Annotated in this window: 21 protein-coding genes and 1 pseudogene; 9 read left to right on the top strand and 13 right to left on the bottom strand. The window is 57.3% G+C overall.

Annotated elements, in window-relative coordinates:
* The first annotated feature begins 17 nt into the window (after positions 1-17).
* Genes hmgA through maiA form a run of 3 tightly spaced genes read left to right on the top strand, consistent with a single transcriptional unit; the run spans position 18 to position 3260 of the window.
* Positions 18-1319 (top strand): homogentisate 1,2-dioxygenase, encoded by a 1302-nt coding sequence (gene hmgA / locus ACF8GF_RS16635; RefSeq protein WP_392488679.1) that lies wholly within the window; start codon positions 18-20, stop codon positions 1317-1319.
* A gap of 3 nt (positions 1320-1322) precedes the next feature.
* Complete coding sequence (gene fahA, locus ACF8GF_RS16630) at positions 1323-2615, top strand: fumarylacetoacetase (RefSeq protein WP_392488678.1); 1293 nt, start codon at positions 1323-1325, stop codon at positions 2613-2615.
* Positions 2616-2627: 12 nt separating this feature from the next.
* Positions 2628-3260, top strand: a complete 633-nt coding sequence (gene maiA / locus ACF8GF_RS16625) for a maleylacetoacetate isomerase (RefSeq protein ID WP_209963526.1) — start codon at positions 2628-2630, stop codon at positions 3258-3260.
* Here maiA and ACF8GF_RS16620 read toward each other — a convergent pair.
* Positions 3254-4060, bottom strand: a complete 807-nt coding sequence (locus tag ACF8GF_RS16620) for a SirB1 family protein (RefSeq protein ID WP_392488677.1) — start codon at positions 4058-4060, stop codon at positions 3254-3256. The genes maiA and ACF8GF_RS16620 overlap by 7 nt on opposite strands.
* Before the next feature lie 124 nt (positions 4061-4184).
* Between ACF8GF_RS16620 and ACF8GF_RS16615 the strand changes: the two genes are divergently transcribed.
* Positions 4185-5204, top strand: a complete 1020-nt coding sequence (locus tag ACF8GF_RS16615) for a Glu/Leu/Phe/Val dehydrogenase (RefSeq protein ID WP_176682543.1) — start codon at positions 4185-4187, stop codon at positions 5202-5204.
* A 57-nt stretch (positions 5205-5261) separates the two neighbouring features.
* Here the strand turns inward: ACF8GF_RS16615 and ACF8GF_RS16610 are convergent, their stop codons facing one another.
* The 3 genes from ACF8GF_RS16610 to ACF8GF_RS16600 form a co-directional block, all read right to left on the bottom strand.
* Positions 5262-5525: a YebG family protein gene (locus ACF8GF_RS16610; protein WP_176682544.1), complete on the bottom strand. Its 264-nt coding sequence runs from the start codon at positions 5523-5525 to the stop codon at positions 5262-5264.
* 376 nt (positions 5526-5901) lie between these two features.
* Entirely contained in the window at positions 5902-6165 is a 264-nt protein-coding gene (locus ACF8GF_RS16605; protein WP_176682545.1) for a DUF3077 domain-containing protein, read from the bottom strand.
* A 162-nt stretch (positions 6166-6327) separates the two neighbouring features.
* Positions 6328-6570 carry a hypothetical protein gene (locus ACF8GF_RS16600; protein WP_392488676.1) on the bottom strand — a complete coding sequence of 81 codons (243 nt, stop codon included), beginning with the start codon at positions 6568-6570 and terminating at the stop codon, positions 6328-6330.
* A 457-nt stretch (positions 6571-7027) separates the two neighbouring features.
* Between ACF8GF_RS16600 and ACF8GF_RS16595 the strand changes: the two are divergent.
* Positions 7028-7276: pseudogene (locus ACF8GF_RS16595) on the top strand (phosphate-starvation-inducible PsiE family protein); the annotation flags it as partial.
* Positions 7277-7356: 80 nt separating this feature from the next.
* On the top strand, positions 7357-7830 hold the full coding sequence (locus tag ACF8GF_RS16590; protein WP_392462163.1) for a phosphate-starvation-inducible protein PsiE: 474 nt from the start codon (positions 7357-7359) through the stop codon (positions 7828-7830).
* A 58-nt stretch (positions 7831-7888) separates the two neighbouring features.
* On the opposite strand, the gene ACF8GF_RS16585 is transcribed toward ACF8GF_RS16590, so the two are convergent.
* The 4 genes from ACF8GF_RS16585 to ACF8GF_RS16570 form a co-directional block, all read right to left on the bottom strand.
* Positions 7889-8503 carry a hypothetical protein gene (locus ACF8GF_RS16585; protein WP_280076536.1) on the bottom strand — a complete coding sequence of 205 codons (615 nt, stop codon included), beginning with the start codon at positions 8501-8503 and terminating at the stop codon, positions 7889-7891.
* Between the two features lie 88 nt (positions 8504-8591).
* Positions 8592-9284: a hypothetical protein gene (locus tag ACF8GF_RS16580; protein ID WP_392462161.1), complete on the bottom strand. Its 693-nt coding sequence runs from the start codon at positions 9282-9284 to the stop codon at positions 8592-8594.
* A gap of 23 nt (positions 9285-9307) precedes the next feature.
* Positions 9308-10402, bottom strand: a complete 1095-nt coding sequence (locus ACF8GF_RS16575) for a hypothetical protein (RefSeq protein WP_392462159.1) — start codon at positions 10400-10402, stop codon at positions 9308-9310.
* A gap of 2 nt (positions 10403-10404) precedes the next feature.
* Complete coding sequence (locus tag ACF8GF_RS16570; RefSeq protein WP_392462158.1) at positions 10405-11490, bottom strand: hypothetical protein; 1086 nt, start codon at positions 11488-11490, stop codon at positions 10405-10407.
* A 168-nt stretch (positions 11491-11658) separates the two neighbouring features.
* Between ACF8GF_RS16570 and ACF8GF_RS16565 the strand changes: the two genes are divergently transcribed.
* Positions 11659-11910 carry a phosphate-starvation-inducible PsiE family protein gene (locus ACF8GF_RS16565; protein WP_392462156.1) on the top strand — a complete coding sequence of 84 codons (252 nt, stop codon included), beginning with the start codon at positions 11659-11661 and terminating at the stop codon, positions 11908-11910.
* Positions 11911-11913: 3 nt separating this feature from the next.
* Here ACF8GF_RS16565 and ACF8GF_RS16560 read toward each other — a convergent pair whose 3' ends face one another.
* A complete protein-coding gene (locus ACF8GF_RS16560; protein WP_176682547.1) occupies positions 11914-12204 on the bottom strand; it encodes a DUF3509 domain-containing protein in 291 nt (96 codons plus the stop codon).
* Between the two features lie 143 nt (positions 12205-12347).
* Here ACF8GF_RS16560 and ACF8GF_RS16555 point away from each other — a divergent pair, with 143 nt between their 5' ends.
* On the top strand, positions 12348-14303 hold the full coding sequence (locus tag ACF8GF_RS16555) for a TadG family pilus assembly protein (protein ID WP_392488674.1): 1956 nt from the start codon (positions 12348-12350) through the stop codon (positions 14301-14303).
* Here the strand turns inward: ACF8GF_RS16555 and ACF8GF_RS16550 are convergent.
* Entirely contained in the window at positions 14288-16933 is a 2646-nt protein-coding gene (locus ACF8GF_RS16550) for an ATP-binding protein (RefSeq protein WP_392488673.1), read from the bottom strand. The two genes, ACF8GF_RS16555 and ACF8GF_RS16550, sit on opposite strands and share 16 nt — an antisense overlap.
* Positions 16930-17373 carry a TadE/TadG family type IV pilus assembly protein gene (locus ACF8GF_RS16545; RefSeq protein WP_176682549.1) on the bottom strand — a complete coding sequence of 148 codons (444 nt, stop codon included), beginning with the start codon at positions 17371-17373 and terminating at the stop codon, positions 16930-16932. Before ACF8GF_RS16545 ends, ACF8GF_RS16550 begins: the two co-directional genes overlap by 4 nt.
* A 75-nt stretch (positions 17374-17448) precedes the next feature.
* Here ACF8GF_RS16545 and ACF8GF_RS16540 point away from each other — a divergent pair, with 75 nt between their 5' ends.
* Positions 17449-17871 (top strand): prepilin peptidase, encoded by a 423-nt coding sequence (locus ACF8GF_RS16540; RefSeq protein ID WP_392462150.1) that lies wholly within the window; start codon positions 17449-17451, stop codon positions 17869-17871.
* 70 nt (positions 17872-17941) lie between these two features.
* Here the strand turns inward: ACF8GF_RS16540 and ACF8GF_RS16535 are convergent, their stop codons facing one another.
* Positions 17942-18205, bottom strand: a complete 264-nt coding sequence (locus tag ACF8GF_RS16535) for a DUF3613 domain-containing protein (protein WP_176682551.1) — start codon at positions 18203-18205, stop codon at positions 17942-17944.
* A 15-nt stretch (positions 18206-18220) separates the two neighbouring features.
* Entirely contained in the window at positions 18221-18922 is a 702-nt protein-coding gene (locus tag ACF8GF_RS16530; protein ID WP_176682552.1) for a tetratricopeptide repeat protein, read from the bottom strand.
* Positions 18923-18925 lie beyond the last annotated feature (3 nt).

Here is an 18925-nt window from a genome sequence, read left to right as displayed (position 1 = left end):
AAAATCCGGAGGCATCGATGAACCGCGACACGTCGCCCGACCTTCACTACCTGAGCGGCTTCGGCAACGAATTCGCCAGCGAAGCATTGCCCGGGGCGCTGCCTGTCGGGCAGAACTCCCCGCAGAAGGCCCCGTACGGCCTGTATGCCGAGCTGCTGTCGGGCACGGCGTTCACCATGGCCCGCAGCGAGCTGCGCCGTACCTGGCTATACCGCATTCGGCCTTCTGCCTTGCACCCACGCTTCGAGCGTCTGGCGCGCCAGCCGCTCGGCGGGCCACTGGGTGGCATCAACCCCAATCGCCTGCGCTGGAGCCCGCAGCCGATTCCTGCCGAACCGACCGATTTCATCGAAGGTTGGCTGCCCATGGTCGCCAACGCCGCAGCGGAAAAACCGGCTGGCGTGAGCATCTACATCTACCGCGCCAACCGGTCCATGGAACGGGTGTTCTTCAACGCTGACGGTGAGCTACTGCTGGTGCCGGAACAGGGCCGCTTGCGTATCGCCACCGAGCTGGGCGTGATGGAGGTCGAACCGTTGGAAATTGCGGTGATCCCACGTGGCATGAAGTTCCGCGTCGAACTGCTCGACGGCCAGGCCCGTGGCTATATCGCGGAAAACCACGGTGCGCCGCTGCGCCTGCCGGACCTGGGCCCGATCGGCAGCAACGGGCTGGCCAACCCCCGCGACTTCCTCACGCCTGTGGCCCACTACGAAGAAGCCGAAGGCCCGGTGCAACTGGTACAGAAGTTCCTGGGTGAGCACTGGGCCTGCGAGCTGCAGCACTCGCCACTGGACGTTGTGGCCTGGCATGGCAGCAACGTGCCGTACAAGTATGACCTGCGCCGCTTCAACACCATCGGCACCGTCAGCTTCGACCACCCGGACCCCTCGATCTTCACCGTGCTCACCTCGCCAACCAGCGTGCATGGCATGGCCAACATGGACTTCGTGATCTTCCCGCCCCGCTGGATGGTGGCCGAGAACACCTTCCGTCCGCCATGGTTCCACCGCAACCTGATGAACGAGTTCATGGGCCTGATCAATGGCGCCTACGACGCCAAGGCCGAGGGCTTCCTGCCGGGTGGTGCCTCGTTGCACGGGGTGATGAGTGCCCATGGCCCCGACGCCGAAACCTGTGAGAAGGCCATTGCCGCTGACCTGGCGCCGCACAAGATCGACAACACCATGGCCTTCATGTTCGAGACCAGCCAAGTGTTGCGCCCGAGCCTGCAAGCCCTTGAATGCCCGCAATTGCAGGCCGACTACGATAGTTGCTGGGCAACCTTGCCGAGCACCTTCAACCCGAACCGGAGATAATCCATGAACCACTCTGCCAATGCCCGTAGCTGGGTCGAGCACGCCAACGGGCACAGCGACTTCCCCCTGCAGAACCTGCCATTGGGCATCTTCAGCCGGCCGGGTGAAGCCAGGCGCTGTGGCGTGGCCATCGGCGACGCGATCCTCGACCTGGAGGCGGTGCTGGCCGCCGGCCTGTTCGACGGGGCGGCCAAGGCCGCCGTTGAAGCCACCCGCGGTGGGGCTCTGAACGCATTCTTCGCTTTGGGCCGCAACGCCCGCGTAGCCCTGCGCGAGCGTTTGCAGGTGCTGCTGGGCGAGCACAGCGAACACCAGGCAGCCCTGAAGCCGGCGCTGCTCCCGGCCAGCGACTGCCAGCTGCACGTGCCAGCGCAGATCGGTGACTACACCGATTTCTACGTTGGTATCGAGCATGCGAAGAACGTGGGCAAACTGTTCCGTCCCGACAACCCACTGCTGCCCAACTACAAGTACGTGCCGATCGGTTATCACGGCCGCGCCTCCACCATCCGCCCGTCCGGCACCGACGTGCGCCGGCCCAAGGGCCAGACCCTGCCGGCCGGGCACACCGAGCCGAGCTTCGGCCCTTGCGCTCGTCTGGACTACGAACTGGAACTGGGTATCTGGATTGGCCAGGGCAATGACATGGGCCAGGCAATTCCGGTAGGCGATGCAGCCGAGCACATAGCCGGCCTGTGCCTGCTCAACGACTGGTCGGCGCGCGATATCCAGGCTTGGGAATACCAGCCACTGGGGCCGTTCCTGTCCAAAAGCTTCATCACCACCATTTCGCCCTGGGTTGTCACCGCCGAAGCATTGGAGCCGTTCCGCTGCGCCCAGCCGGCCCGCCCGGAAGGCGACCCGCAGCCACTGTCGTACCTGCTGGACAAGCGCGACCAGGCCAGCGGTGCATTCGATATCGAACTCGAAGTGCTGCTGCTGACCGAGCGCATGCGCGAACAGGGCATTGCCCCGCACCGTCTGACCTTGAGCAACACCCGCAGCATGTACTGGACCGTGGCGCAGCTGGTGGCGCACCACAGCGTCAACGGCTGCCAGCTGCAGCCGGGTGACTTGTTCGGTTCGGGCACGCTGTCGGGTGCCACGCCGGGATCGTTCGGTAGCCTGCTGGAGATCACCGAAGGCGGCAAACTGCCGATCGAGCTGGCCAGCGGCGAGGTGCGCAAATTCCTTGAAGACGGCGACGAAATCATCCTGCGTGCCCGCTGCACACGTGATGGCGTGGCCAGCATCGGTTTCGGCGAATGCCGCGGCACGGTCATCGCAGCCAACTGAGGAGGCAGGGGTATGGAGCTGTACACCTATTACCGTTCCACCTCGTCCTACCGGGTGCGCATTGCCCTGGCGCTGAAGGGGCTGGCTTACCAGTCCCTGCCGGTCAACCTGCTGCAGGGTGAGCAGCGCGGTGAGGGCTATGTAGCCGTCAACCCGCAGGGCCGCGTACCGGCCTTGCGCACCGATGGTGGTGAGGTGCTGGTGCAGTCGCCGGCGATCATCGAGTACCTGGAAGAGGTTTATCCACAGCCTGCGTTGCTGCCGGCCACAGCCGAGGCACGGGCCAAGGTACGGGGGGTGGCGGCCATCATTGGCTGCGACATTCACCCGCTACACAACGTCAGCGTGCTCAACCGGCTGCGCCAGGCCGGTCAGGACGAAGGGCAGGTCAACCAGTGGATCGGCCACTGGATCACCCAGGGGCTTGCGGCAGTGGAACAACTGATTGGCGATCACGGTTTCTGCTTTGGCGACACACCAGGGCTGGCGGATGTGTACCTGATCCCGCAGTTGTACGCGGCCGAACGCTTCAACATCGACCTCCACAGCTTCCCACGCATCCTGCGGGTTGCCGCATTGGCGGCCGCGCACCCGGCGTTCACCAAGGCCCACCCCGCCCAGCAACCGGACAGCCCGGCTCAGTGAAGTGAACGGTTCGCCGCCGGAAGCTTGCCGATTCGCTCGGACAGCTTCAGGCGCTGGACCGGGTCTTCCGTCAGTAGCAACGCATGCTCCAGGTCGAAGCGCTCGGCCTGCGGGCAATCCAGATGATGGTAGAGCGAGGCGCGGGTCATATAGTCGCTCACCTGCACCGGGCCCAACTGCATGATCCGCTCTGCATCGATCAACGCCGCCAGGTGGTTGTCGTTACTGATGTGCAGTTGGCGCAGGTTGCGTGACAGGCGTTGCAGCATCTGCAGCGGGCTGGCGCTGCGCAGATGCTCTGCTGTCAGCGCCTGGTGCGGGCCGAACTGGCGCGCCAGCAACTCGCGGCAGTCGCTGGGGTACAGGCGCCGGCCGCCGCAGGGGTCGAGCAGGTGGTCTGCACCCGGCACGCGCAGCAGGAAATGGCCAGGGAAGCCCACACCCTCCAGCGGTATGGACAGGCGCCTGGCCAGTTCCAAAGCGAGGATGGCCAGGGTCAGTGGTTGGCCGCGGCGGCGCTGCAATACCTTGTCCATCATCGCTGCATGCGGGCGCAAGGGGTGGTATTCATCCTGCTGAAAGCCCAGCGCATTAAGCTGGCGCAGCAGTGGCTGGGCCAGTTCGCACAGCGGCAGCATCGGCAGGTTGGCGCTTATCTCGCGCTGCAGGTCGTGCAGCGCAGCAAGGCTGGCCGCGGGCTCGACACCAGGGTCGTGCTCGGCGGCAATCCACAATGCGGCTTCCAGCAGGTCGACAGGCTCGCGTTCCAGGCAGGCCAGGCAGGCTTGACGTGGCTTCATGGGGCATCTCCACACACGTTTGAGTATTAGCCGTGGCGCGTGGTTTCGTCCAGTGGTCCGGCGGCGGCGTCAACGCCGAGGCCGTGCCTATACTGGAAGGAGCACCTCGTAGGGGAGCCGGTCGATGTTCGCGCTGATGCAAAGCACCCGTACCCAGTCACTGCACCTGTTCAATGACCCGTCTACGGGCCTGAAAGCCGTTGTGGCAATCCACAGTGAGCAGTTGGGCCCTGCCATGGGTGGGTGTCGTTACCTGCCTTACGCCGATGACGAAAGCGCCATGACCGACGCTATTCGCCTGGCCCAGGGCATGAGCTACAAGGCAGCACTGGCCGGCTTGCCGATGGGGGGTGGCAAAGCAGTGATCATGCGCAACCCGCATGTGGAAAACCGCGCCGCGCTGTTCGAGGCCTTTGGCCGCTTCATCGATACCTTCCATGGCCGCTTCATCATTGCCGTGGACAGTGGCACCTCGACCTTGGACATGGACTGCATTGCCCACAGTACTCCCTACGTGACCAGCACTACGGCGTCGGGCGACCCATCGCCACATGCGGCGATGGGGGTGTTCGCGGGCATACGTGCCACAACCTCGTTCCGGCTGGGCAGCGATGACCTGAGAGGCTTGCGGGTAGCGGTGCAGGGGTTGGGCAATGTCGGTTATGCACTGGCGGAGCAATTGCATGCGGTGGGCGCGGAACTGCTGGTCAGCGACCTGGACCCGGGGCGGGTGCGGCTGGCGATGGAGCAGTTCGATGCCAAACCGGTGACCAACGATGCGTTGATCAGTACCCCTTGCGATATCTTTGCACCCTGCGGCGTGGGCCCGGTACTGAACGGGCAGAGCGTGATGCAACTGCGTTGTGCGGCAGTGGCGGGGGCGGCCAACAACCAGCTGACTACCTTGCAGGTGGCAGACCAGCTGGAGTCGCGCGGCATATTGTATGCACCTGACTACGTGATCAATGCCGGTGGGCTGATCTATGTGGCACTCACCCACCGTGGCGAAGACCAGGGCACAATTACTGCGCACCTCGCGCGTATCCCTTCACGGTTGACCGAAGTGTTTGGCCATGCGCAGGCGGAGAAGCGTTCGCCGGCAAGGGTGGCGCAGATGTTGGCGGAACGGTTGTTGTATGGCTGAAGGTGATGATGGCGTTGTGGGCCACTTCGCGGGTAAACCCGCTCCCACTCCTCCAGATCACTCGGCAGCAGCATCCTCAAGCAACTCGGACAACGCATCCGGCTGGCTTTTGAACGCCCGGGCGAACACATCGCGGTTCTTCGCCATGTAGATACCGGCTTCCTCGACCTGCTGCTCGGTCAGCGACGGCACCGCCTTGTGCAGCACCTCGGCCAGGCGCTCGGCCAGTTCGAGCATTTTGTCGTGACGGTCTGCTTCGGCCTTATCCATGAACAAGCGCTCCGGGTCGCGGCTGCTGCGGTACACCACTTCGACGGCCATTCATCACCTCTATGCCTTTTTGCTGGTTGTGTTGCGGTTTACTGTATCTATATACAGTAATGGCAATGCTGGTTGGTTCGCAAGCAGAAATTGTAGCGTGGCATAGACCGGGCGAATGCGGTGGCGGCTGCGACGGTGAATGGTCGGGGGATATTGGCCGGCAGGTCCGGCCTATTCGCGGGTGAACCCGCTCCTACGGGGGCGTTAACGGCTGGGTTTTGCGTCAGGCACGTGATCGCAAGGAGAGCAGTCTGGCTCAAGACATGCGCTGTAGATGTAGTAGATCGAGCGCCGCCCGCGCGGCGCTCGATCTCACAGGCGCTGAAACTGCTGCGGCAAACACATAGAGGCCTTCATCCAACCTGAAGCGAAATCCTCACGGCTTCATACCCAACTCGGCATCATCCATCAGCGCCTTGGCCATGGCACTCAGATAATGGGCGGCCCAGATCATCATGGGTTTCTCCTCCATCAGGCCAGTAATGGTCAATTCACGCACATAGCCCATCAATTCCGACGACTGCTCGCGGGCGTCCCTGCAGGGGATGCCGGGCTCGATGCGGAACAGTGGATGGGTGCTGTTTTCGCCTTGATAGAAAGTGGTCTTGCCGACGGTGAATTGGGTGTCTTCTGTTGTCATTGTTCAATCCCCTGAAGTTTCTCTAGTGTCTGGCCGACCCTTTCGCGGGCATGCCCGCTCCCACAGGCTCCAACAGGTACTGTGCAAGTCTTGAGGCTGTGGTGATCCTGTGGGAGCGGGCGAGCCCGCGAAGAGGCCGACCTCCCGGCGCATTAACCAGCCTTAGTGCGAAGTCCTGGGCTCAGCGGGCATCTGCACCTGAACCAGTGCCGACTCAAGCAGAGCCCGCAGCACCTCCAGCTCATGCATCGAGGTCATCATCAGGATCGAAACCGGTGACTTGGGCTGAAGCAGCAACGCCTGATGCGCCACGGTAGCTGCGCACAACGCGTAGTCGGTGGCCTGGATCAGGGGGTCTTCGAGGGAATGGGGGGTGTGGGGTGGATCGGGAACTATTTTCAGCATGCTCTGGTATCCATTTTTGGGGCCGCTCCCCACTTGCTGTCAAACAGGTAGGTGGCAGCTGTGCACAGGTTGACAGACCGGCGGATACCAGAACCGGCGCACGCGAACGTGCCCCATGCACAGCCACCATAAAGGGAAAAGCTATGCAAAGTATCTCATCGCGGCCTGTCAAAGCCGATCGCTGATATGCAACGACCCGCCGAGACTAGATCGCTGCCAAAACGGCCGCAATGGAAAACAGGCGGCCAGAGTATCTTTGGGAAATGCCCTACAAGGAAGGGGTTAAATCTGATTTTTCCCCAAGCACGGCCGTACATTTCTGCAATGGACCATGCCTCAAGGTGCCTTGCGGCAATCGGTCGCCTTCCAAGACAGGGGCTTGGCCCTTTAACTGCATGGCACAAGCGTCACATCAGCGACGCATCATCCTTAAAGACGTATCGGGGAATGGAACATCGTGAACATCAAATGGGCAGAAAAACTGCGCAAGGGCCTGCACGGCTCGGCCGACTCGCTGGGCAACCTTTGCGTCGAGGCGTTCCATTACCTGGCGCTGTTCGGCATTGGCGCGATCACCGCCTACGCGGCGGTGGTGACGTTCCTGGACATGCTGGGCAAGGGCGGGGTCAGTGTCGATGACATCCTGCTGTTGTTCATCTACCTGGAGCTGGGGGCGATGGTGGGGATCTACTTCAAGACCAACCACACGTATCTAACACACACCATTGTTTCCGGCGGATTATCCATACAGCAGACTGAAACTAGCTATGATTGGAGTATTCGGGTATGAAATGGGCAGAAGAAAGCCGAAAAAATATGCATGGCAAAGCAAATTCCATGGGGAATTTACTGGTAGAAGGCTTTCACTATCTTGGATTGTTTGCGATTGGTGCTGTGACGGCGTGGGCTTCTGTTATGGCTTTCTTGGAAATGGTAGAGGCAAGACATGCAAGTGTAGATGATATTTTGCTTTTGTTTATCTACTTAGAGCTTGGGGCGATGGTTGGTATTTATTTTAAAACCAATCATCTACCTATAAGGTTTCTATTGTACATCGCAATTACAGCTCTGACTCGATATCTGATAGGAGATGTCTCGCACCATAAAGCTCCTGATGTTGGTCTGATATATCTTTGTGGCGGTGTTTTCTTATTGTCTCTGTCAGTTTTGGCTGTTAGATATGCATCCTATAAATTCCCCTCAAGTAAAGCTATCGACGCATCTGGGGAAGTAATAGGGGAACAAGTTTTAGATAAGTGATTTGAGGATAAACATAGGAGGTGCTTAGCAGGTTGCCCCTCCTGTTTTTTGGCGTTCGTTAGGCCACATTTGCTTTAGAAATTAGCTGATCTCTTTCTTTTTGCGACAGGTGAGCTGTGAATATTTCTATGGCGGGATATGTTTTACTGCCATCTGCTACTTTTCGGAAATTTTTGAGAACCTCGTGCCCATCAGATGGGCGGAAAAGATAGCCGAACTGAGATTCTATAATTTCTTTGTCAACTACCGAGTACTGCCATGCTACTAGAGTGAACTCCAAAGAATTTAGATACGATACAACATGCCATCTCAGTTCTGTTGATTGAGCTTCTGAAATAGTTATTGTCTCTGTCGGCTCGTTCAGTCCGTCAAGATTTTCGCCAAAAAGTTGAATTAATAAATTTGCATACTTTTTGTTAATTTTAACCTCATTCTGTCCGAATATATCTCGGCATTGCTCCTCGCTGAGGCACTCAACAATTTTCCTAGCAACAGAGCCCTCCTTCTTTAGATTCTTAGCCCATTCCAGTAATATATCTACAGATTTTTCCCTTCTAGATCTTTCATGGTCTGATTTCACTTGCTTATGTGCAATATAAACTTGCAGTGATAATCCGACAACAGCAAATGACCCTATAATTGTGGCAACGTTTGCCCATTCTTGGAGCGACATCTATGACCTGATTTAAGTAATTTGTATGGCTAAATGATATCATAATAGTATGATTTTTGTCCATATAAGATAGTTTATGCTCGGAAAATTAAAGCTCACTTTGAGTGCTGAGAACGTATCGCAGCAGGAGTTTTTCGATTTCTGAGTTGGATTCTGAGATGCTGTATAAACAGTTACTCTTTATGTCGATTTTCAGAATATTACCTTGTCTGGAAGTTTGCATTCGTATTCGATCAAATCTAATTGTGCTTCCATTCATGATTTTGTTTGCAGCGGTTAATGCATTTTCGATGCTGTAAATGGAAAATGAGATTTTCTCGCTTTTGGAAATTACTTGGTTAGAGGTGTAGGCGTGTGTAATTGTGATTTGTGTGGGGCTAGAGCTTTTCAGATGAGTGACGAGGTTGGTAAGAGAAATCTCTATTTGAGAAATGAATACTTTTGTACCGGTCGCCTCTTGCAGTAGTTTAATCAACGGTTTGATTGATCGCGAAGATGAATCGATAATTAGTAGATACTCAAACTTCTTGATGCTCTGTAGCGTGAAGGCGAATTTATTAACTTTGTAAAAAGTTAAAGTTTCACCTGGAGTATGTAAATCTAGCTCGTTTGAAATTATTACTGTTTCACGGGCCCAGAAAAAACCAGAGACTGTATTATCTTCTCTAGCTAGATCGTAGAGTCCATGGTCCAGTGAGTTATGGTGCACGTGATGTAGTAGTTTCTCGAAGAGCTCTGCGGGAGGGCATTCGGAAACTTTGATGTTGAATATTTTTTTCACTACGAAGCTCCTTGTGATGTGCGTTATTTTGTAAGGTTTTCAATTAGCTCCCGAGCCTTTGCTTCAATTTTTGACTGGATTAGCTTTTCAATCGTACCCGTAGGTGGAAATCTATTTGTGGAATGCTTGTCACTGGAAATGTAACGATAGAATCCTTTAACTTTGTGAGAGAAGCTTGTGCAGTTGTCAGAGTCTTCAAACTTAACTTCTATCTCATATATGTCAGGCGTGGCCGAATCTTCTGTACAGGTCCATACTGCATGATAGGTATAAAAGCCTTTGCTATGTAGGAGATCAATTTCTTTGGAGTTGAGTACACCTTTTCCATTTAGGGATGCTTTGAATACATGGATGTCTGATCCAATGTCTTCCTCTTCATTCTCTGCTTGATCTATTTCTGACTCTTCGCGGCTATTTTTCTCGGGGTTAAAGATGGAGACTTTTGAAACGTCCTTAAGAGAAAAACCATCAATATTATTTATCAGGTCTTCTAAAAATTTAGATCTGAGCTCTGCATTGTCAATAAATTCTAGAGATATGGTCTCGGCTGTAACGGGCTGCTCTTTTTTTATGCTTAGTATTTCTATGAGGTGATTGGTCCATTTCTCTGCGTCCTCATTGTAAGGAGACCTGATTACAAGCTCGTCTGAATTTGAGGATATACTTATCACAGCTTCCTTGGTGACAACCTGCTGGAGTTGGCTCTTGTTCGGATTTATGTCGCTGTATGTGATTGTTAAAATTGTTTCGTTTAGGTGTTTGGATATCGAAGCATTAGCGTCCTTAGGATAGTCTTTTGAATTGATTATGTCTTTTAATTCAGTGGCTGCATCTAATGCTTCATGGCTTGCAATGTTTTTAATGAATCTAGAAGTTATTTTTTCGCGGTGCGTCGTTGATTGAAGATTGGATGTTAAGTCGTCAAAGTCTTTATAGCCTGTAAACATTCTAGAGTAGTATAGTGCTAATGGTTTTCTCTCTGTTTTTGGGGAGACTATTATTCCTCTTTTGAAAAATATTTCCGCTAGGCTTTGGTTGTTGACTTTTGAGCTTTGAACTGCGTCGCATATTGCCTTGTCATTAGGCATGTAGATGCTTTGGTTTTTCTGGTTTTCCATGGTCACCACTCGCATTCGATTTCTTGTGTGCTAAATGTGTCACTGACTGTAGGAATCAGTTCAAAGCTTATTCCTGTAAGTACTTCATTTTTACCCCATTTTTTTATGTATTCTTGTACGGCAGTTCTGAAATGATTTTGAGCCATCTCGCCTTGGTCTTGTGCAATTGCTCTTACAGATATTTTTTTATTGCTGTTAAGCATTTGATAGTTTGATAGTGAATCAAGAAGGAAGAAAATCTCTTTCCAACTTTCAATTTTTTCTTTGTAATAGATCTTGTATCCGGGATCGACACGCTTTACTTCTTCTTGATTTCCGTTGTAAAGCACATCTCCTTGATACTCGATGATCATAAATGGAGCGGAAATCAGTTCGAGAGTAGCAGGGCGGTTGATGGGCGAGTTGTTAGTTTTGTGCAGGTTAAGGTCAGGATAAAAGAACTGATAGCTTTTTCGATTGAATTCTGATCTTGAATCGAGTTTTTCAAGGTCGTCGAAAACGGTTTTTATATATTTTATGGTCTTTGGTTCTAAAATGTGGATTTGCTGATTTGCTTGGAGGTCGATATTTGATATGTTTATGTCATTCTCATTTTCGTGAGAGCTTTTGGATCTTCTTGGGTTCTTTTTTCCGTAAAAAACATCATAAAAATTATTGTCCCAACCGCCGTCGTGATTGTAAACAAATAGCATGCCTCGGATTTCAATGTCTTCTTCGCTTAGTGAGTATCTCTCCTTCCATTCATCACTGTAGCGTGCACAGTCAATAGTATGTGCCAGCGATTTTAGTGATTTTCTGATGCTGGATTGTGTGATGGAGTTTTTTGCATAGCTTTTCAGGTCAGTATTGATCGCTACAGTTTTCTCCGTGTAAGGATCAATGTATGAATAAACTACATCTGTCGGATGGTTGTGCTTCTGCTCTGAAGTGTCATCAGGCTCTGTTTTTGATTGCTTGTGTTTAGTGACTTGCAAACAGTTAAAATTTTGATCAGGAGGGTTGTGATAATTCCATTTAAGCCAAGGAAGTAGTTCGTTCGCCACTTTCACTGCAATCGCCGCAATTCCTGCTCTCTCGCCTCCAGCCATTTTATGCTCCTTATATTTTTCATTTATCCGCAATGGCCTCATGCCATCATAAGGATGTCTTTATGTCAATGATGCTTGCTTTCAGAGGTTGGCTGCCGAGAAAAAGTAGTGCTCTTGTGAATCGCGTGTTCGGAATGGTGGGAGATTTTGGGGCACGCAACGGAAAAAATGTTAGCTCCAACGGTCAAGACCAACCACATGCCGATCCGCTTCCTGCTGTACGTGGCAATCACCGCGCTCACTCGCCTGCTGATCGGCGATGTTTCGCACCACAAGGCACCGGACGAAGGGCTGCTGTACCTGTGCGGCGGCATCCTGCTGCTGGCGTTCTCGATCCTGGTGGTGCGCTACGCCTCGTACCGCTACCCCTCGACCAAGGTGCTGGACGCCAACGGCAAGGCAGTGGAGGAGGGCAAGTAGCCCTCAGTTGGCAACGGAATGGCGCGGCTCGTGACGGACGTCACGGGTCAGCGCGGCCAGCACTTGCATGGGGTTCTGGCCGAGTTCGATCGCAAGGCCCAGGCGGATGCTGTCGATCACCCGTTGCAGGCGCACCGGGTCGTTGCGTTGGGCCTGGGTGATGAGGCGCTTGGCGACCACGCCGGCGTCGTCGGACAGGGTTAGCATGATGCTGCCGTCAAGGTTGGTAATGCTCAGGTTGACCCGGTATTCGGGGGCGAATGCAGCACTGATTCGGTCGAAAGGGTTGTTCATGGCTGGGTGCCTGTAAAAAGGTATCTGCTGAAGTTGACCGGCCACCATCAGGTTGGTTCCTGGCAGGCAATTGGCCATTATCGCAACTACACTCCTGGAATCGCAGCCGCGACGCATGGCCAATGGCCGGCAAAGGAGTGCCCGTGGTTCCCTCATCTGCAGCCCGCCAGCGTGGCGCAATCGGCCTCATGGCGGTGGTTACCTTGGGCCTGGCCTTGTTGTTCATGCTGGTGGTGATCGACAGCGGCCGGCTTTTTCTTGAGCAGCGCAAGCTGCAGCGCATTGCCGACATGTCGGCGCTGGAGGCGGCAGGCCAGTTTGCCGTGTGTACCGGCAGCGGTCCCCAAGCCACCGTGATTGCCCGGACTGCCGCCACACGCAACGGCCATGCGGCCAGCAACCCGCTCACGGCCAGTTGCGGGTACCTGCAGACCGGCGCCAACAGCTTGCGTACCTTCACCAGTGACAACGATCGCAATGAAGCCATCCGGGTGGATGTGAGCAACACGGTGCCCACCAGTGTTGCTGCGGGGGTCTACACGTTGGCGCAGGGCAGTGGATTGCCGTTGACCACAACCTTGCATGCACATGCGGTGGCATCGTCGCCCCTGCCGCCGCAGGCTATGTTGAGTATTCGTACCACGCTGGCGACCGTCGACTCGCGGCAGTCGGTTCTGCTAAATGCACTGCACGGCGCCCTGGGCGGTGCGGTTCAGCTTGATGTGGCCGGCTGGCAAGGCATCGCCAGTACTCAGCTGAATCTGCTCAGCTACCTTGACCAACTGGCCGTCGAACTTGACCTCAAGGCAGGCGACTATCAGCAACTGCTCACTGCCGACGCCACTGCTACGCAGTTGCTGCAAGCGGCGGTAAAGGTACTGCAGCAGAGCGGTGCGGCGGCAGATGTGGTAACCAATCTGGGCAAGGTGGCACTGGGCGCCAGCAACAGTACGCTGCTGCAACTTGGGGACTTGCTCGATATTCAGAACGGCACGGCGCAGGCCGGGCTGGATGCCAGTATTCAGTTGCTGCAACTGGTGCAGGGGGTAATCCAGCTGGCGGTCAGCGAAAGTGCAGCAACGGTGGACTTGCCAATCAACGTGCTGGGGCTGGTCAATGGTCGGGTGCGGCTGAAGGTGATCGAACCCCAGCAGATTTCTGCGGTGGGAGACCCGCGTACAGATGAGTTGCGGGTGCATACCGCTCAGGTGCGGGCGATGATCTCGTTGGACTTGCCTCTGCTCAACTCGGTGCTTGGGTTGCTCAATGCAGTGTTGGACCTCGTCGGGCCGATAACCAGTGTGCTTAACAATCTGCTCAGCCTGAACCTCGCCAGTACATTGCAATCGGTGCTATGCCTGGTCGGCGTGCCATGTACGGTCACCGATATAATCCTGGTCCCGGATAAGTTGTCGCTGGACATCGGTCTTGAGGTGGCAGAAGCGACGACGAGGCTCAACCCGTTATCGCCAGAAACCTTCAGTTGCTCACCCAAGCGTTTGACGACACAGACTCAGAGTTCAGCCGCCAAGGTGGCGGTGGGGCGTTTTGAGTCGGTGGATGCGTTCTTCACTGGTGGCACTACTGTGGTCAAACCGCTGCCGCTGGTAGATATCGGTACCAAGCGTTGTAGCCAGATCTTGGGTATCGGCACTTGCCTGGCTCGTATACCTTTTGCCGCAGGCGGTCTCGGCCTGCGCGTCAACAGCACGGTGCTGGGCAGCGGAGCGGTCGAACGCCCGCTGGTGTTCCAGGCCCCCAACAGCACGCCACCGAACATTGGCCTTCCCTCGGCTTACCAGAGCATGCAACCCGCCAACAACAACGTTGTCGGCAGCCTCACCGACACGCTGCTGGGAATACAGCTGGAAGCCTACAAGCCCACTGCCAACAGTGGCCTCGGCGAAGTACTGGTAATCGTCGGCAACGTCCTTGGCGGCGTCAAAGGCATCGTCGAACCCCTGATCAAAAATCTGCTCAGCCCGTTGCTCGACCCCTTGGTCAATGTGTTACTCAAGGTCCTCGGCATAGACCTGGTCAATGCCGAGGTCGGGGCCAACCTCAGTTGCTCCGGCGGCCGTGCTCAGTTGGCGCTGTAGACGGGCAACCAAACCTGGAAGCACGCACCTTCGTTGCTGTTGTGTGCTTCCAGCCTGCCGCCCATGGCCTCGACGATACTGTGGCTTACCGACAAGCCTAAGCCGGTGCCCGCTCCGGCGGCCTTGGTGGTAAAGAATGGTTCGAAGATGCGTTCGAGCAGGCGTGGCTCGATGCCGCCGCCGTTGTCTTCCACCACCAGGCACAGGTGCCCTTCCTCGACGCGCTGGCTCACGCTGATCCGCGGCCTGGCAACCCGCCGTTCGAGCAGCGCGTCACGGGCATTGACCAGCAGGTTGATCAGGACCTGTTCGAGCTGGTCCTCATGGCCCAGTACTTCCGGACACAGTTCTGGCTCTTCGATATGCAAGGCTACACCTTTGCTGCCCAACCCCTCAGCCAGCAACCCCAGCGCACCCTGCACCGCCACCCAGGCGGCGAACACTTGCTGTTCGACCTCGGACCGGCGCCCATAGGTGCGCAGATGCTCGACCAAGCGCGCAATACGATCGACCTGGGCATCGATCCGCTGCAGTTTGCCCGCCACATACTCGGCATCGACCACGCCACTTTCCAGGCGCTTGAGGGTATTGACCAGCGCAAGGCGCATGGTAGTCAACGGCTGGTTGATTTCATGCACGAAGCCCGTAGCCAATTCGCCCAGCGTGGCCATCTTGGCCCCTTGTAGCAGTTGTTGCTGGCTGTGGCGTACTGCTGTGTTGTCGCGTCCCACCGCCTGCACTTCCTGCAACTGCCCGTGCTCATCGAACAGGCCACGCTCGGCCCACACCCACCAGGATGTTCGGCGCCCGGGCAATTGCAGGCAGATTTCAGCACTGGCCAACGGCTGGGTCGGCGTCAACATCGAGAGGCGTTGGAGGAAGGCCGCTCGCTGGCTGTCGGACAGCCACTGACCGAGGTTCATGCCCGTCAATTGTTGCGGCGTGCATTCCAGCTGTTCGGCAAGCGGGTGGTTGCCAAACAGCAGCTCAAGGTCTGGGCGATAGCGACAGATCATGGCCGGCGAGTCTTCTACCAGCACCCGGTAGCGCTCTTCGCTTTGGCGCACCCGCTCGGCCGTTTCGGTCAATTCGCTGACGTCCAGCCACAGCCCCACAGCCTCCACAGGCTGGCCCAGGTCGTCACGCAGCAGGCGGGCTTCGTCCAGTATCCAGTGGTAGGCGCCAAGGTGATCGCGCAGGCGGTAGCGGCTGCGCACCTGGCCATCGCGCAGCAGGGTGCGGGTGCGTTCGAGCCACGTCGGGTGGTCGTCGGGATGCACTGCCTGAGCAGGGTGGCGCGCCAGGTCACTGTCTCTGGGCCAGCCCAGCAATGGCATCAGGCTGGCGCTGAAAAATTCACTGTGCAGTGCACCTTCGGCATAGCGCTGGATGTAAATCACCGCGGGCGAGCTGGCGATCAGGTTTTCGAGCCGGGCGCGCGCGGCTCCGGCCTGCAGTTCCTGGTCCTTCAACGCGCTGATATCGAGCACAAACCCCTGAACCTGATGGCCTTGCAACTGGCCTGCCCACTGTAGCCAGCGCGGGCTTGCCAGGCTGTTGGCTGGCAGCAGGCGCAGGTTCAGGTTCAAAGCAATGCCTGCGCGCAGTTGTTCCCACGCCATGCGTGCGGCTTCACGATCGGCCGGGTGCACCCGGCCCAACCATTGCTCGGCGGTGGCCTCAGCCGGTATGCCCAGGCGCAAGGCCAGCGCCGGGTCGAACTGCAGCGGCCCTTGCAGTGGCCATGACCACCAGCCTGCCCCCAGTTGCTGTTGCAGTTCATCCAGGTGGCGTGAACGTTCCCGCAACTGGTGCTGGCGCAGGCGACTGAGCAGGGGTTCGATCAGCGCTTGCAGCAGGGCCGCGACCGTTTCGCTCGCCGGTGGCCGTTGCGCGCCTGCGCACAGCAACCAGGCCTGCACGGTATGGCCGTGCAGGTAGGGCACGGCCAGCAATGGCAAGCCGGCACATGATGGCTGCAACAGCGAGTTTCCAGCAGCCACTTCTCGACCCCGTGGCGGTAGCGTTTGCAGCCAGGGTCGCAAGCGCTCGTCATCGGCCCAGGGCCAGTCGTTGTCGCTGCATGTGTAGGTGTACCAGCCGCAATCGCCCGCCAGCATCAGGCGCAGGGAGCCGGCATGCCAGTGCTCGGCCAGGCGCTTCAGTTGTTCGGTGGCCGTCAGCATCAGACGTTCTTCGTCGCAGTCACGTAGGGCGCGGCCAAGCGCCGCTGCCAGCGCCTGTTGCGTCAGGCGATGGTCTTGTTGCTCGAGTTCCCCCAGCAGGTCACCGATATCGAACAGCTGCAGCAGCCAGCCGTCGCCCTGCCGCTGGAGCCAGCCGCGGGTGTGCAGGGCAGGGCCGTGCACGGTCGTGAAGTCAAGGTCCAGCGGTTGCCCCTGCCAGTCGGCAGGGGGGCCTTCAAGTACCAGCCAGCTGTGCCGTTGCAGGTAGTCATGCACACGGGGGGCACTGTGCGAACTCGCAGGCAGCACCGTGCGCAGGGGACCGGCCAGGCGCAACACATGCCCAAGGTCATCCAGCCAGAGTTGCAGCCCCACCGCTTGCGGGGTGGGCGCTACCTGCGCGGTGGCCTGGTCACCCAGCCAGCGATCGAACAAGCCGCTCATAGCTGCAAGCTCGCTTCGGCCCTTAGGCGATCGGGCAGGCGCGGCACCTCACCGATCAGCGGCAGTACCAGCATAGGCAGCACGTTGTTCAGTTTCGTTTTGGGGTAGTTGATGGTCACGGTCAGCAATTTGTCGGCGCCCAGGGTCACCTGGGTATCACTGGCGGGCTGGAAGTCGAACGCGGCGGGCATCCACTGCAACTGTTGGCTGATGACCTGGTGGGCCAGGGTCTGCACATCGGCGCTGTAGCTGGCGCTGTCCGGGTCCAGGGCCACGCAGCGGCGCACGGCTTCGGCGCTGGCCTGGTTGAATGACTGCAGCATCAGCATGGGCAGGGTGTAGCTGACCAGGCCGTAGAACACCGCGAAAAAGATCATGAATACGGCCGCGAACTCAATGGCCGCTGCGCCTTTTTGCCGTTTTGCCGGGCCTGCTTTCATGATTGCGTCTACCCTGACCATGAATCCTGAGTAACAGCATAGAACCGATCGTCGAACAGGGATGGCCATTTGCCTATGCATAGCCTTGCAGTGCTTGTCTGGCTGGTCTTGTGCGCTGGGCAGGATGCCTGGGAGCGGCAGATTTCCAATGTCCTGACGCTGGGGGTTGCTGCCTGTGCGCTGGCCTGGTTGCTGGCCACCGGGCACAGTTGGCTAGGTGCTCAGGGCAGCGATGCAGCGCTTGCTTTCGTCATCGTCCTGCTACTGACGCTGCCCGGCTACATGCTCGGCCAGTTCGGGGCTGGCGACGTCAAGCTGCTCGGCGCGCTTGCCCTGGCCACCAGCCTGGACCACGTACTCGGCACGTTCATTGGCGCTGGTGTGGCAATGGTTGTATGGCAAATGGTACGGCGCAGGTCACGCCAGCCAGGGGAGAAAAGGCCGTTTGCGCCTTGCTTGCTGGCAGGCTTTGCCGTTTCGCTGGCCTGGGTTGGCTAAACATCTTCAAGGTATGCAAAGAATCTGTAGGCGATTGCCCAGCCCACAGAGCCCCCGCTAAGTCAGCGAGTCAGTTGTTTCGCTCTGCCATCTTTGTCCAGCGGTAGAAGTCGGGGATTTCGTACTTGTAGGTATCCAGCCAGCGCTGCATGGACTGGTCACGCTCCCGCGCGGTTTGCACCTGCAGGTGCCTGGATGCCTGCTCACCGCTGGACTGCAAGCGCAGCAGCCGTTCGGTCGCCGTCTCGTCCAGAGGGGGATGGTGCGGGTTTTCCTCGGCCAGTAACGTCGCGCTGCCAACGCAGCAGGCCAGTACCATCACATACCTGATCATGATCACCTCCGCGTATCAATTGACCATCATGTCCTGGGCCCTGGTCGACGCGATCGGGCCTCGGCCGCCGGCCTTGATCTTGCTGGCCCGCGCCTGGGCTTCGGCAAACTGCCCAGCTTTGAGCTGCAGCCGGTATACCAGGTCGGTGGCCTGTTGCCAGTTGTCCTGCACCAGCGCCAAGGTCACCAGGTTGACCGCAGGCAGCGTGTTGTCGTCCTTCAGTTCAATGGCCGTCAGCAACTCGAAGCGAGCTTGCTCATAGCGCCCCAGGTTCATCAAGACCACGCCAAGGTCGTTGCGCACCCGTTCGTCGGTAGGCGCAAGCCGTACTGCGCGTTGCAGGTGCTGCAGGGCCTGGACGTCGTCGCCCCGGGCTGAGGCCAATTGGCCCAGGCCATGTTCGCCTTCGGCGGCCAGGCAACCGCCAAGCAGGCTGCGGTACAAGGGCTCGGCTTCGCCGAGGCCAAGCAGCCGTGACACTTTGGCCTTGCGCAGGCGAACCTGTTCGAAGGTGTCCGGCAGTTGCTGCAAGTGGGCAAGGCTGGCGTGCGGGCGCCCGTCGTTGAGCATTTCGTCTGCCAGGTTCAGTGACAGTTGCTGGTCGGCGTCTGGCTTGCTGCAACTGGCGGTAGCGAACAACTGGCGCAGGCCTTCCGGCTGCTGCCCGGCGCATCCGGTCAACAACACCAGGCTTGCGCACAACAGGATTGTCTTCATCAA

Source organism: Pseudomonas sp. yb_5 (assembly GCF_043103865.1).
GTDB lineage: Bacteria > Pseudomonadota > Gammaproteobacteria > Pseudomonadales > Pseudomonadaceae > Aquipseudomonas > Aquipseudomonas putida_Y.
The sequence above is the reverse complement of the archived record's forward strand: the minus strand, read 5'-3'. Positions and strand labels throughout refer to the sequence as shown.